Annotated in this window: 15 protein-coding genes; 7 read left to right on the top strand and 8 right to left on the bottom strand. The window is 46.2% G+C overall.

Annotation, left to right across the window (positions count from 1 at the left end; genetic code table 11):
* Window positions 1–38: 38 nt before the first annotated feature.
* The 3 genes from IPL83_01105 to fumC all read right to left on the bottom strand — a co-directional run bounded on the left by IPL83_01105 (window position 39) and on the right by fumC (window position 2,967).
* A complete protein-coding gene (locus IPL83_01105) occupies window positions 39–920 on the bottom strand; it encodes a hypothetical protein (GenBank protein MBK9037751.1) in 882 nt (293 codons plus the stop codon).
* Between the two features lie 90 nt (window positions 921–1,010).
* Window positions 1,011–1,562, bottom strand: a complete 552-nt coding sequence (locus IPL83_01100) for a TIGR00730 family Rossman fold protein (protein MBK9037750.1) — start codon at window positions 1,560–1,562, stop codon at window positions 1,011–1,013.
* Between the two features lie 16 nt (window positions 1,563–1,578).
* A complete protein-coding gene (gene fumC, locus IPL83_01095) occupies window positions 1,579–2,967 on the bottom strand; it encodes a class II fumarate hydratase (protein MBK9037749.1) in 1,389 nt (462 codons plus the stop codon).
* A 254-nt stretch (window positions 2,968–3,221) separates the two neighbouring features.
* Here fumC and IPL83_01090 point away from each other — a divergent pair, with 254 nt between their 5' ends.
* Window positions 3,222–4,223, top strand: a complete 1,002-nt coding sequence (locus tag IPL83_01090; GenBank protein MBK9037748.1) for a tRNA-dihydrouridine synthase — start codon at window positions 3,222–3,224, stop codon at window positions 4,221–4,223.
* 9 nt (window positions 4,224–4,232) lie between these two features.
* Here the strand turns inward: IPL83_01090 and IPL83_01085 are convergent, their stop codons facing one another.
* Window positions 4,233–4,754, bottom strand: coding sequence for a class I SAM-dependent methyltransferase (locus tag IPL83_01085; protein ID MBK9037747.1), 522 nt, complete (start codon window positions 4,752–4,754; stop codon window positions 4,233–4,235).
* A gap of 268 nt (window positions 4,755–5,022) precedes the next feature.
* On the opposite strand from IPL83_01085, the gene grxC reads away from it, so the two are divergent.
* On the top strand, window positions 5,023–5,277 hold the full coding sequence (gene grxC / locus IPL83_01080; protein MBK9037746.1) for a glutaredoxin 3: 255 nt from the start codon (window positions 5,023–5,025) through the stop codon (window positions 5,275–5,277).
* 10 nt (window positions 5,278–5,287) lie between these two features.
* Here grxC and IPL83_01075 read toward each other — a convergent pair whose 3' ends face one another.
* Window positions 5,288–6,346 (bottom strand): tRNA-dihydrouridine synthase family protein, encoded by a 1,059-nt coding sequence (locus IPL83_01075; protein MBK9037745.1) that lies wholly within the window; start codon window positions 6,344–6,346, stop codon window positions 5,288–5,290.
* A 108-nt stretch (window positions 6,347–6,454) separates the two neighbouring features.
* Here IPL83_01075 and IPL83_01070 point away from each other — a divergent pair, with 108 nt between their 5' ends.
* From IPL83_01070 to IPL83_01050, 5 genes are all read left to right on the top strand, one after another.
* A complete protein-coding gene (locus IPL83_01070; protein MBK9037744.1) occupies window positions 6,455–7,558 on the top strand; it encodes a 5-(carboxyamino)imidazole ribonucleotide synthase in 1,104 nt (367 codons plus the stop codon).
* Window positions 7,555–8,079: a 5-(carboxyamino)imidazole ribonucleotide mutase gene (purE, locus tag IPL83_01065; protein MBK9037743.1), complete on the top strand. Its 525-nt coding sequence runs from the start codon at window positions 7,555–7,557 to the stop codon at window positions 8,077–8,079. Before IPL83_01070 ends, purE begins: the two co-directional genes overlap by 4 nt.
* A 102-nt stretch (window positions 8,080–8,181) precedes the next feature.
* Window positions 8,182–8,613: a response regulator gene (locus IPL83_01060; GenBank protein ID MBK9037742.1), complete on the top strand. Its 432-nt coding sequence runs from the start codon at window positions 8,182–8,184 to the stop codon at window positions 8,611–8,613.
* A 26-nt stretch (window positions 8,614–8,639) separates the two neighbouring features.
* Window positions 8,640–9,530, top strand: a complete 891-nt coding sequence (locus IPL83_01055) for an HDOD domain-containing protein (GenBank protein ID MBK9037741.1) — start codon at window positions 8,640–8,642, stop codon at window positions 9,528–9,530.
* A gap of 2 nt (window positions 9,531–9,532) precedes the next feature.
* Window positions 9,533–10,741, top strand: a complete 1,209-nt coding sequence (locus tag IPL83_01050) for a HAMP domain-containing histidine kinase (GenBank protein MBK9037740.1) — start codon at window positions 9,533–9,535, stop codon at window positions 10,739–10,741.
* Here IPL83_01050 and IPL83_01045 read toward each other — a convergent pair.
* The 3 genes from IPL83_01045 to IPL83_01035 are packed head-to-tail and all read right to left on the bottom strand — an operon-like array spanning window position 10,730 to window position 13,173.
* Window positions 10,730–11,062, bottom strand: a complete 333-nt coding sequence (locus tag IPL83_01045) for a hypothetical protein (protein MBK9037739.1) — start codon at window positions 11,060–11,062, stop codon at window positions 10,730–10,732. The genes IPL83_01050 and IPL83_01045 overlap by 12 nt on opposite strands.
* A gap of 22 nt (window positions 11,063–11,084) precedes the next feature.
* Window positions 11,085–12,290 (bottom strand): DUF1343 domain-containing protein, encoded by a 1,206-nt coding sequence (locus IPL83_01040; GenBank protein ID MBK9037738.1) that lies wholly within the window; start codon window positions 12,288–12,290, stop codon window positions 11,085–11,087.
* Window positions 12,271–13,173: a hypothetical protein gene (locus tag IPL83_01035; GenBank protein ID MBK9037737.1), complete on the bottom strand. Its 903-nt coding sequence runs from the start codon at window positions 13,171–13,173 to the stop codon at window positions 12,271–12,273. The genes IPL83_01040 and IPL83_01035 overlap by 20 nt, the downstream gene beginning before the upstream one ends.
* Window positions 13,174–13,305 lie beyond the last annotated feature (132 nt).

Genomic DNA, 13,305 nt, shown 5'->3' with positions numbered 1-13,305 from the left:
CTCAGCTAGGGGTAAAACGCCTCGGGCCAACATGGCCTTTAGCGTGGTTGATACACGTGTAAAGAATCATCAAGGGACTTCTGTCGAATTTCACTTGCACTCAAATAAAATGGGGCGTAGCCCTTTTCAATTTTCATTTGTAGATGTTTTAAACACGAGTCCTGCTTCGAGTCTACCATAAACGAGGCTCGACTGAAACGAGCATCGAAGTTCCTGGCCACATTAGCCAAACCAAAGAACTCCCGCCAGTACTCAGTGTCCACTCGAAGACGATAGGTGAGGCTATGAGCATAAGAATGAAGTGGGGTGTAAGAAGTCAATATCTCAAAGGGACCGTAATGGCTGTGAAGACGCATGGATGGACTTTGCCACTGCGTCATCCCACAACATATTTCAATGTTCGCATGCCAAAGTCCAAAGGCCTTGCTCAAAAAACCAAGACCGTACAAACGGTGCTCTGAAGGAACAAGCGCATTAATTGAAGTTAAGTTGTGGGCAACCCACTCCCCCACCCCCATCGTGGGAATGATGATAAAGAGTGAGATCGGCGTCCATGGTATATCTTCATTGACCTTGAGTATTTCCTTCACACTTGGGGCCAAAGTCGCCGTCCGATGTGCATAACCAGCCACAAATCCGGGCATGACGGCACAGTCGTAAAAAACCCAACGGGGCATCGGCATCCCGCTTGGTCCAAAAGCCAGCGTTTCCATCTTCATAATCTGATTCCCGAAATCGCGAGAATCCATACACAAAGGGTTGAGGTAAATCGGAGGATGAGCGAACCAATTGAGCGAATAAGCCGAACCCGGATTCTTAATCCTGTTTTCATCTCGAACAAAGACGTAAGGCCTGATGTCCTCCCGATGAAGCCAGGCCAACCTCGGGTTTTTGTCCAATTCGGAAGCCATCGAACTCATTCTCCCCCTCCATGAGGCTTGAGACGTCGCCACATCAATTAAACCGGCCCCACCTGCTCAAATGGTATCTGCTCAACCCATCGTCATACGTCAGTCGACCAATCGATGACTTCGCAAAACTTTTATGACGTCCTGAGGCTGATCTACGACCGTGCAGAGCTCCTCAAGAGCCACAGGAATCATATGCTGTTGCTGCATCTCTACCAGACAATCCAAAAAGCTCCGCCAAAAATCCAGGGTGTTAACCAGAATCAGAGGCTTATCCGAGAGTCCTAATTGCCTGTGAGCCATGACTTCCATTATTTCATCAAGAGTTCCCACTCCTCCGGGAAATCCAATAAATGCATCAGCACTCTCTAGCATCACTCTTTTTCGCTCGACCAAAGTGTCAACGTAAATCATCTCAGTGAGACCAGGATAGACCATCTCTTTCGTCTGGAAAACACGCGGCATGACACCCCTGACACGTCCACCCGACTTGATCACTCCATCGGCCAACCGACCCATCAACCCAACAGAGGCTCCTCCACACCAGACGTCAATGCCTTCCTCTGCGAGCAATTTGCCCAATATCTCAATCTCAGCGAAAAAAAAGGGGCTCGCTGTTTCACTGGCCGAACAAAACACACAAACCGAACTCATATCGATATACTTCCAATTATTTTTTTGGCCCAATCATTAATTCGGGACGAACAACCTCATCAAATTTAGCGCCATCAAGAAAACCAAGACGAATGGCCTCATCTCTGAGAGTTGAGTTGTTGGCAAAGGCACATTTTGCAATTTTCGCGGCATTGTCATAACCAATGTGCGGATTCAACGCCGTTACTAACATGAGTGAGTTGTCTAGGTGCTTTTTAATCTGTGACCTGTTAGCCACAATCCCTTTCATGCAATGCTCAGCAAAACTATCGCAGGCATCACCCAAAAGGCGAATGGAATTGAGAACATTAAACACAATCAAAGGCTTAAATACGTTAAGTTCAAAATGGCCATTGCAGCCCCCAACCGTCACAGCCGCATCATTGCCGATCACCTGTGCCGCCACCATGGTCATGGCCTCACATTGAGTGGGATTTACCTTTCCAGGCATGATTGAACTGCCTGGTTCATTGGCAGGAAGAACCAATTCACCTATGCCACATCGAGGACCGCTTCCAAGAAGGCGAATGTCACTTGCAATCTTCATGAGGCTAACAGCCACCGTTTTGAGCGAGCCACTCATTTGAACCAAGGCATCGTGAGCGGCAAGAGCTTCAAACTTATTTGGGGCGCATTTGAAGGGCATCTTGGTTTCTTCTGCAATATAAGCCACGGCCTTATCCGCAAATTCAGGATGTGTATTCAGTCCCGTACCTACGGCCGTACCGCCCAAAGCGAGATCCAAGACCCTTTTCATTGATCCTTCAATTCGCTCAATCGAATAATCCAGTTGGGCCACGTATCCAGAAAACTCCTGACCCAAGGTCAGCGGAGTCGCATCCATGAGATGAGTCCGCCCGATCTTGACGATATCACTAAATTCTTTGCACTTGGCCTGCGTGACGTCGCGCAACTTTTTGAGCATCGGAATCAGATACCGATAACTTCGTTCTGCAACCGCAATGTGCATAGCTGTCGGGAAAGTGTCATTTGAGGACTGAGCCTTATTCACGTCATCGTTGGGATGAATCCCCTTTGAGCCAATACCGGCACCACCTATTTGCATCGCACGATTGGCAATGACCTCATTGCTATTCATATTCGTCTGAGTGCCGCTCCCAGTTTGCCAGACAACAAGTGGGAAGTGTTCGTCCAAGGCCCCCTCTATGACCTCATTGGAAGCCCTGATGATCGCATCAGCCTTGCCCTTGTCTAAAAGGCCCAGATCACTGTTTGCCTTCGCCGCCGACTTTTTTAAAATGCCCAAGGCTCTGATCATTTCACGAGGAAAACGATCCCCCCCAATTTTAAAATTTTCGATGGACCTTTGAGTCTGAGCTCCCCAAAGGCGATCTGCGGGGACTTCAATTTCACCTAGGCTATCTTTCTCTATGCGAACCTGCACCGGCCATCCTCCACGAATTGAATATTTCCTATAGCGGAACAAATTGACCCCGCCTCTCTAAAGTAATAGAAAATCCCCTTTAAAGCAGCCATTTTCATCTCTAGCGCAGTGCCCAAACTGTTTGAAAAAATTGGATTTCTCGGGCAAATGAATTCTTCGACGAAAGGAGAGTTTCTGTGCCAAATCCGCTTTATCTCTCCTTGATCTGAGAGCCGATTGATCTGAGAGCCGAGCCTAGCAGAGGATTTCTTGTTATGTTTATTGGACTAGCCCCCATGGAAGGTGTTGTTGATCATATCGTGCGCGATCTGCTCACTCGAATTGGAGGAGTTGATCAGTGCACGACAGAATTCGTGAGGGTCACTGACAGAGAACTGCCTGACCATGTCTTTTACCGATACTGCCCAGAACTTCTCCACAAGGGAGTCACGAGGAGTGGTGTTCCGGTCTTCGTTCAGCTCTTAGGAAGCCGTCCAGAAATGATGGCCCTCAATGCGCAAAAGGCCGTCGGGATTGGAGCTCTTGGAATCGATCTTAACTTTGGTTGTCCCGCAAAAACCGTGAATCGCCATGATGGAGGAGCCTCCCTTCTCAAAGATCCCGATCGTCTCTTTAGAGTTGTGAATGCCGTTCGCCAGGCGGTACCCAAAGCAGTTCCGGTCACAGCGAAGGTTCGTCTGGGGTTTGATCACAAAGAGTTTGCAATTCAAATCGCACGCGCGGTCTGCGACGGAGGAGCTCAATCGCTCACAATCCATGCTCGCACTCGAGCGGAGCTCTATCGTCCACCAGCACATTGGGAATATATTTCAAAAATGAGAGAGGCCATAAAAATTCCCGTTCTGGCAAATGGCGACATCTGGAATCTAGAAGATTACAAACGTTGCAAATTAGTTTCTGGCTGCAACCTATTTGCGATCGGCCGTCCCCTCATTGCACGGCCAGACTTAGCTCTCCAAATAAAGGCATTTGAAAAAAATGAGTCCACATCTCCCATGGACTGGAAGAACTTTAACCGCCAATGGTTTCTTCCAATGATTAGCCGATATAAGGATGAATTCACTGAGCATTTTGCCCTCTGCAAAGCAAAACAATGGCTGCGGCAACTGGCACTCACCTATCCTGTAGCAGAGCAGCTCTTTCAAGAGGTCAAGGTTTTTTCTAGCCTGAATTTGCTGGAAGAAAAACTCAATCCCGACAATGGCTCAACTGCCGCGCAAATTGACAGGATCCAAGACGCGATGAAGGGGACCTGATGAACATGATCACTGAAAAAAAACTATTTTCAATGAATAACTTTGCTCAATCCAAGCCACAGTCTCATTGGAGTAAAAACAAACATGCGTTGGATCGCGATGATAATACCAATCTCGAAAGTCCGATGCTAAAATGGGACGCAAGGCCGTTCGAAGCAGGACCTTCCCGCCGGGTTTAATTAAACGAGTCATCCGACCCCACTCTTCATTTGGATAATAAAAATGTTCAGCGGCCTCGGAACAAATAATAAAATCATATTGGGATTCTTTGTCATTCAAGTTTGGAAAAAAAATCGGATCATAGGAGTCAATCAAAAACTGGTTTCCCCAAATTTCGGCCATGCCTCTTGTTGGGCCACAGCCATAGTCAAGAATCCGACTCCCTAATAAGGATTTCACATCAAGAAGAGATTGAATCATTTTTTGTAAATATTCTTTGTATCTTTGATCACGAGGATCGTTTTGATGACTCAAATATCGTGCTTTCTCATCGACCAGAGCGAAATGAAGTGCAGAATCTAAAAATACCATTTCGCATTCCCTACACAGAAAATAAATTCTTTTGGGATCTTTCTGGATCTCAACAAAAAACTCAACTTTCAACGAACGGCAAAGCGGGCACACATCATTTCGTTTCAACTTACTCACTTTTCACTTTTTAGATTTGCATAATGAGATAAACTGGTTTTATATCAAATTCCAGAGATTTCAAATTCAAGTTCCTTTTACTTGGGCTGCATTCACTGCATTTACTGCATTCAAGTAAAATGGGACTCAAGAAAATAGAAAGCAGGAAATCATGTCACCCGTCGTGATTTATACTTGGACAGTCTGTCCCTACTGTGTTCGAGCGAAAAACCTCTTAAAGAGCAAGGGAGTTTCTTTTGAAGAGATCAACCTCGATGGAAAAGACCAAGAACTCGCCGAGCTTCGCGCAAGAACCGGGATGAAAACTGTACCCCAAATTTTTATTAGTAATAAGCTCATTGGAGGCTTCAGCGACCTCTCCCAACTGGAGTCAGAGGGAAAGCTCGATGAGTTACTGGGTCTCTAAAGAGACGCCTTCAAATTCTCAAATCTGTATAAGACATCATTTTTTGCGGCACATCAAAAAAACTCGCAATTGTCTGTTTGAGTTCAAGATATGATTTGGCTCGAGTTGAGAGAGAAAAAAGAATGTGACCAAACTCAAGCCAGACATGACAATGGCGAATAAAGAACTTGATCTTTCTCACTCCCAAGTTTTCGGGAAAATATTCCTCCATGACCTCAATGAAATAACTGAGGGAACGGCCCATCTCTTCTCCCTCTTCCCATGCCCCTGATGGAGCAGAACGACCCAGAAAAGACTCTGGAGGGGGAAACCCAAGACGCTCTCCTAGCTGCCAGGCCATCCAGGGACGAGCAGTCATCGCCCGACCGACCATGACAGCATCGCATTGTGTTTCGCTGAGCATTCGCTCCACGTCATCCACCACTTGAATGTCGCCATTTCCGATCACTGGAATCGCAACCTGAGCTCTCACCTCACGAATTTGATTCCAGTCCGCCCGACCCCGCCGTTTTTGTTCGCTTGTGCGCGGATGCAAGGTCAACCAGGATGCGCCAGACTCCTCGAGCTTCTTAACAAAGCGAGACAGATACTCAATGTCATTTTGATGACCAGCTCTCAATTTAACACTCACAGGCAATCGACTGGCCCGAGTCGCAATATTTGTGACTCTGGCTGCATAATCCAGATCTCCCATCAATGCGACACCATAGTTGTGTTTGAGAGCCTTCTGAACAGGGCAACCCATGTTAATATCGATTCCAATAGCTCCCCATTCCTCCAAGAGCCGAATTGAATCATAAATGGGTTTTTCTTCATTGCCCAAAATCTGGGGACAAATATCAAGTTCAAATGGGCTGCGGAAGGTTTCAGGGGTCTGTCCCAGTTTTTCATTTGGAAGACGGCGACTGTTAAGCATTTCAGTTGGCCAAATCGACTTCGCACCGGTGGGCCAATAGCGACGGACCAAAAGACGCAAACCTATATGAGACAGTCCAACCATAGGGGCTAACAACAGAGGAAAGTTAAGCTGAGTGGCAGATGTAGGAAATTTTCGACTCTCTGGGTTCATCTGCGTCAATTACCTCGAAGGAGCTACGAAAAGCAAGCTCAGCGGCAAGGCTTGACCTTTTCTCTTTAAGACGAGAGAACGCTCTTACTCGGAAAGGGGAAACAGACTGTGAGAGTTGGAATACTCGGCGGGGGACAGCTGGCTAGAATGCTCATTCAACAGGGCCAGAAGATGGGCTTGGGGGTGTATGTCCTTTGCCCAAAGGCCGATGACCCCGCAGCCCAGGTCACACGCAACTGGATTGATGGGAATCCCCACCAAGAAGCGGATATTGTCAGATTCATGAAAGAACTCGACGTGGTCACCTTTGAAAGCGAGTTCATGAATGGAAGCCTCTTGGCACGCCTTCAAAAACAGACAAACTGTCGGATTGAACCGAAACCAGAACTTATTGACCTTCTTCAGGATCGACTGACGCAAAAAAAATGGCTTTTGAAGCACAGGATTCCAACAGCTCCCTTTGTCACTGTAAATTGCTTTGACGACTTGAAACAGGCATCTCACAAATTTTCTAAAGGTTTGGTATTAAAAAAGCGCCGATTTGGCTACGATGGCTACGGAACCTATATCATAAATCCAAAAGACTCTCTTGAGCCTTACCACGAACTCTTTGCGCAATCCCTTGATGGATTCATTGCAGAAGCTAAAGTCTCATTTAAAAGGGAATTGGCAACTCTTGTGGGCAGATCGACTCACGGAGAATTTGCTGTTCTTCCTCTTGTTGAGTCCCATCAGAAAAACCAGCGCTGCTTTTGGGTCAAAGGACCCGTCAAACACAAAAAGTATTTGCCCTTGTTGAGAAAAATCAAATCTCTCCTTAAGGAAGAAGAATACATTGGTGTTATCGCCTTTGAACTATTTGATTGCCAGAATGAGTTATGGGTCAACGAAATCGCCCCCCGCGTTCACAACAGTGCCCACTACAGTCTAGATGCTCTGTCCATTGATCAGTTCTCCTTGCACCTCAAATGTATCACAGGAATGAAGATCGCGAACCCAGAACTGCGGCAGGGCGGATTTGCCATGCTCAATCTTCTGGGAGAAGGAACGGGAATCCCTCATTGGGACCTCTCCCCTCAACTCTCCCTCCACTGGTATGGTAAAAGCGAGAATCGGCCTGGTCGAAAACTAGGTCACCTCAATAGCCTCGCCAAAAAGCCCAACCAAGCTCTTAAAGCCGTACTTAAGGCGCAAAAGGATTTTAGTTTATGAAAAAAGCAAAGAAGGTCTCTGTTGCCATTGTCATGGGTAGCGACTCCGATCTAACCAATATGCAGGGTGCAGCAGATGCTTTGCTGGAATTTGGCGTCTCATTTGAAACCCGCATTGTTTCGGCCCATCGCACGCCAAAGTATATGCAGTCCTATGCGAGCAAAGCCCAGCAAAGAGGTTTCCAAATTATCATCGCCGGCGCCGGCGGAGCTGCCCATCTGCCTGGAATGGTGGCATCGCTGACTTCTCTGCCCGTCATCGGTGTGCCCATCCAAGTTGGAAAACTAAAGGGCATTGATGCTCTCTTGTCGATCGCCCAGATGCCAAAAGGGGTTCCTGTCGCCACTATGGCCGTTGACAATTCCTATAACGCAGGACTTTTGGCTGTTCGGATTCTCGCGCTTCATAGTCACAAACTGAGAAACAAGCTCAAAGAGTTTGAGCAAAACCAGAGACGCAAAGTTCAAAAAGCCAATGATCGCCTCTCCAAAGGTCAAGCAAAGAACCATGCCAGGACTTAGAGCTTGATCCTTAAGATTTGAATCCCAAGGATCAAATAAATCATATTTTACTCCGATAGAGAACCGTTCCATCGATTGATCTAAATCAAGGAGTTCTATCTTATGTCAGAGCCAGCTTCTGAAAACAGTGGCACCAGAGAATATATCCTTATCGCGGAAGACTCTCCTCCAAACCGGAAGATACTGGCTCACCTTTTAAAAAAGCTCGACTACGAAGTCATCGAGTGCGTGGACGGACAGGAGGCCTGGGACAAGCACCTGAAAGAAAGTAAAATAAATCTTGTGGCCATCTTATCAGATATTATGATGCCAAATCTGGATGGGATAGGTCTCCTCAAATGCGTTCGAGAGCAGTCTTCCTACAAAGACATTCCGTTCATACTGATCACAGCGGTATCCGACAAGGATTACATCGTGCAGGCAAAAAATCTGAGCGTAAATGGCTATATATTAAAGCCAGTGACTTTCCAGCGAGTCACCTCAAAATTGAAGGAATTGTTTCCAAAAAAGAAATTTCCGCAGATTGCTAGCTAAGTCCTATTAACAGAAGAAAGTGCATTATGGGTGCAGCACCAAAACTAAGTCAAGACTATCTCATATCAAAGCTAGATGAGCTTCCCACTCTCCCCACTATTGTCTATGAATTGAGCCAAGTCATCGGCGATCCCATGTCTTCCACATCCGATGTCGAAGACATTATGAAAAATGATCAAAGTCTGACGACAAAAGTTCTAAGACTCGTTAATTCAGCCTATTATGCGATCCCTGGAGGAGTGAGCAATCTTGGTCGTGCGATTGCCTACATTGGGTTTGATACCGTTCATCAACTGGTTTTGTCAGCTTCCATTATCAATGCCCTAGACGTCAAAGACTCCAATGGGTTTGACCTAAGCCAGTTTTGGACCCATTCGGTCGGTGTTGGAATCGCTGCCGAAGCCATCGCAAAAAATATTCGAATGCCAATTCCCGCGGATCTTTTTACCTGCGGACTCGTACATGACATGGGAAAAGTGGCGCTCCTCTGTATCAGCAAAGATTCGCTGATCTCAATCACTCAGAAGGCCACAGCCGAGTCTCTTAGCTATTTGGAGGCAGAAAAGCTTCTCGGAATTCCTGAACACACAAACATCGGGAAACTCCTCGGTGAGAAATGGCGCCTTCCCCAGCAAATTCAAGCAGGAGCGCAATTCCACCACCAAGAAAATCCAAAAATGCGAGGCGGGATCTCAGCTGATTTGAGCAAAACTGTGGACGTCATCTACTTAGCCAATCTTCTCGTACATGCCTTGAAATTTGGAAATAGCGGCCACTCAAAAATTCTTAATCTGCCTGGAGAAGTCATTAAGAGACTTGCCATTGATCCCAATGAAGGACTCAAGGAACTCATCAAGGAGATAAAGAAGAACCTTGAAAAAGCCTCAGATTTTATCAAAGTGATCGGGGGGGCCTAACATTGAAAAATCTTTCAGACAGCAATGTTTTGCACCTACTCACTACGCTTTCTGAAGAAGCGATCTTTGGCATTCTTGTGTTTGATCTCTCAAACGAAAAGTGTATCTACGCCAATCGCCTTGCTAAAGATCTCATAGAATTCCCGCCGACCGAGGATTTAAGCTCACTTGACATCAATACCATTTACCCTGAGAAGGTTCGGCCAGAATTTCGGGCTATCTCAAGTGAGCTTCTGAAAAGCGAGGGGCTTTTTCAAGACATTGCTATTCGCAAACAAAATGAAATGACGTTTATCGCAAACCTTGGAATCAAAACAATTCAGTTTGATGATATCTCCTGTGTCACTCTGATGTTTCAAGACATCACGGTGCAGAAAAAGCTACAAAGAGATATCACCGCAAAGCAAATTGAAATCAAGGCGGCTTTTGAAGAGCTCCTAAAGCAAAATCAACAGCTCAAAGAATTGGATCTCGCTAAGAATCGATTTATAGCTCTAACCACCCACGAGCTGCGAACGCCGCTCTCTGCGATGGTCGCCTCAGCTGAAATTCTTAAACTCGGACTTTATGACAACGACGAACAGAGAACAGAATTTACGGACATCATATATGATCAAGGTCAAAATCTTATCGCATTGGTTAACGACATTCTGGATTTCGCCAAAATGCAGGCAGGAAAAACAGAATTATTCATTGAGCAGTGTGATTTGGTTAAATTCGTCTCTTCCCAAACAGAGTCTTTTATAAACATGGGAGAGACCTCAAACATCTCGATAATTTTTGACCCCCGCGGGATTGATCAGTGTCTCTGCTACTACGATGAGATACGACTTCGGCAGGTCTTCTCAAATATCATCACAAATGCCATCAAATACAACCGAGAGGGAGGTAAAGTAACAATTTGGCTAGAACAAGATAGCAACACTGCCCGACTCTTCGTCGAAGATACGGGAAAAGGAATTGCACCCGAAGACCATAACAAGGTCTTTAACGAGTTTGAAACCCTAGGGAAACTCGCACTCCATCACAAAGGCACGGGCCTTGGAATGCCCATCACCAAACGCATCATGGAGGCACTCGGCGGAAAGATCGAACTGAAGAGTGAACTGGAAGTTGGAACAGTATTTTGGATCACCATTCCAAAAGAAAAAATACTGTCTCCAGAGGTCTATCGGACCCGCCCTATCAGCGCCAGCGACCTAGCCGCCTGATAAATCGATTTCTCTGGAGTTGGCATTGACTCCTTCCCCTGAGAGAAGACTTTTTCGGCAGTTGCTTGAAAGGCTCTTAATCAGAGCTTTCACCTGCCATAAATTAAGCCTGCTACCACTGGTCAACAACTCCATCGCCGCTTCGAGCCGAGTTTCCGGATTCAACAACCTGTCTAGAACTTCATGGGAAAGACCGGCAGCAGCCTTGCTCGACAATAACTCAGTTTGCCCTTCACCTTGGTTATTTGCCGATGATTCAAGAGGGACCCCGGCAAAAGCCACCGAATTGAGTAAGAAAACTAAGATAAGCCCAAAAAACACTAGAACTCCCCTCTTTTCACTTCTACTCATAAAAATGAAAAGGCTTTGACTCTTCAAGCCATTCTGATTCATCCTTCGACAAAGACTTCTCCAAATCCTCTGGATTTGCTTCTCGATCATCGACCCACTCTCTCAATAACTGACTTCCAGCCAAAATATCAATGGGCATTTTGATCGATTCATATTCATAGGGAGGCTGACGCCACAAGTCATAATCTGGGTAAAGCCGACGAAGACTCTTAAGAAATAGGGAGACAACACGCAAGGGCTGAAAGCTGAGATGATCATAAAAAACCGAGTCTGGGTGAATTTGAATTCCTGAACACAATTTGCCTTTGTGCTTATGAAAGGTTGGCTCAAAAAAACAGGGCCGTAAGGCACAACCTCTCAACCAAGGAGAGTGGCTTTTTTTCATTTCGTCCAAAATTTTCTCAGCGTCAATATCTGGAGCTCCAATCACTTCCAGAGGGATTGTCGTCCCCCTCCCCTCAGAAAGCTGTGTCCCCTCCACCAACACTGTACCCGCATAAGATCTCGCTGTCGTTAGTCTCGGCATATTAGGGGACGGATTCACCCAAGAAATATTCGCTGGCCATCCAAATCCCGGCATCTGAGAAATACGATAGTTTCTCATTTCAACGACCTTCAAATCCACATCTAAGCGCGAGTGGCTGACAAACCATTTTGCCGCCTCTCCCAATGTTAAACCGTGCCGCATCGGCATGGGAGCAAGACCCACAAAACTCTCCCAACCCTTCTTTAACTTTAAGCCCTCGATAGGGCGTCCTGCTGGGTTGGGGCGATCCAGAACCCATATTTGCTTTTTGTGAGCTGCGGCTTCTTCGAGCAAATAAAATAGAGTCGTCAGAAAAGTATAAATCCTGCAGCCCACATCCTGAAGATCCACAACGATCACATCGAGATAATCCAACATCTCTTTCGAAGGACGCCTCAATTCTCCGTAAAGGCTAAAAATCGGAATATTCGTCCTGGTATCGACGTAAGTGTCACTTTCGATCATGTTGTCTTGTTTTTCGCCCCTCATGCCATGCTGAGGACCAAACCCGCAGGTAATGTTGAATTCTCCAAGGTGAAGCATAGCCTCTAGGCTGTGAGAAAGGTTGGCCGTCACGCTTGCTGGGTGAGCCACCAACCCAAGTCGACGTCCCTTTAAATGCCAAATGAAACTAGCTTCTTCAAGTAACCGGTCAATTCCGAGTTCCAACATGATTTTTCTCCCGACTATTCAAGTACTGAGCAATTCCTTCAGCCGTCAGTTTATTGGCAAATTCAGTCGGGTGGCCATCACCTTTTATACCCATATCCTGAATTCGATATCCTCGTTGCGATCCTCTCATATCGAGCCATTCGATACCGTATTTTGCCAAGCAAAAACTAAGATCCTTACCCACCGAATGGGGGTGGAGAACCAATAAAAAACGCGATTCATCGAACTGACTCAAAATGAGCTGTTTCACCTCGCTGATCGCCTTGCAAGCCAATTCGAGATCATCACGATCAATCTGAAAAGGCCAAGCCAAATTAAATCTCCTGCGCAAGAAAGTCTTATTGTAGAGCCGTTCTGCCGCTGCATAGATATAGCGTTCTTCGTGCACAAAGCCATCACGGACCAATTTATCCCCTTCAAGTCTAAAATAGGGAAGGCCGCCTGACCAGTCGATCGTCTCCAGCCCACCCACCATGCGATCGATGTGAAAAGTGGGATAGAGATAAACAATGAGGCCCTGACGTTGGCGAATTTGCTTAGCAAAGTCTATGTTTTGGGCTTGTGCCAGCACATGCCCCAACCCGTAACCGGGAACACTGTAATTGTAGGACTGGTATCTTTTCAGTCGACGCGTTAGCTGATAATCAAGAGTTGCCTCATCCTCTAATCCTTGGCCAAACATCGCGGAACACCCTAAATAAATGAGGAATTGATTCTTGTGTAGATTCTCCTTGGCTGGAAAGACAACTCTTCGCCCAAAATTATCAGTCCTGAAAGTGTATTCATAAATCGGCCAATGCTCCAAAAAGCGAGTGACGGTGGACTTCACATTTGGTCTTGCAATCCAACCGTAAGTTCTCGACGTCGTATCAAAATAGTCCATCGTAGAACTTTCCTGCGCGGCCACGCTGCACCCTATCCGTCGAACGCACCTAAATAAACTGAGCTAAAAATAAAGCCAGTCAAGACAAAAATTAATCCCAAGAAAAAGGCGAATGCATTTTTAAAACCAAAA

The organism is Bdellovibrionales bacterium (assembly GCA_016716765.1).
GTDB lineage: Bacteria > Bdellovibrionota > Bdellovibrionia > Bdellovibrionales > UBA1609 > JADJVA01.
This window is presented reverse-complemented; position numbering and strand designations above follow the sequence as displayed.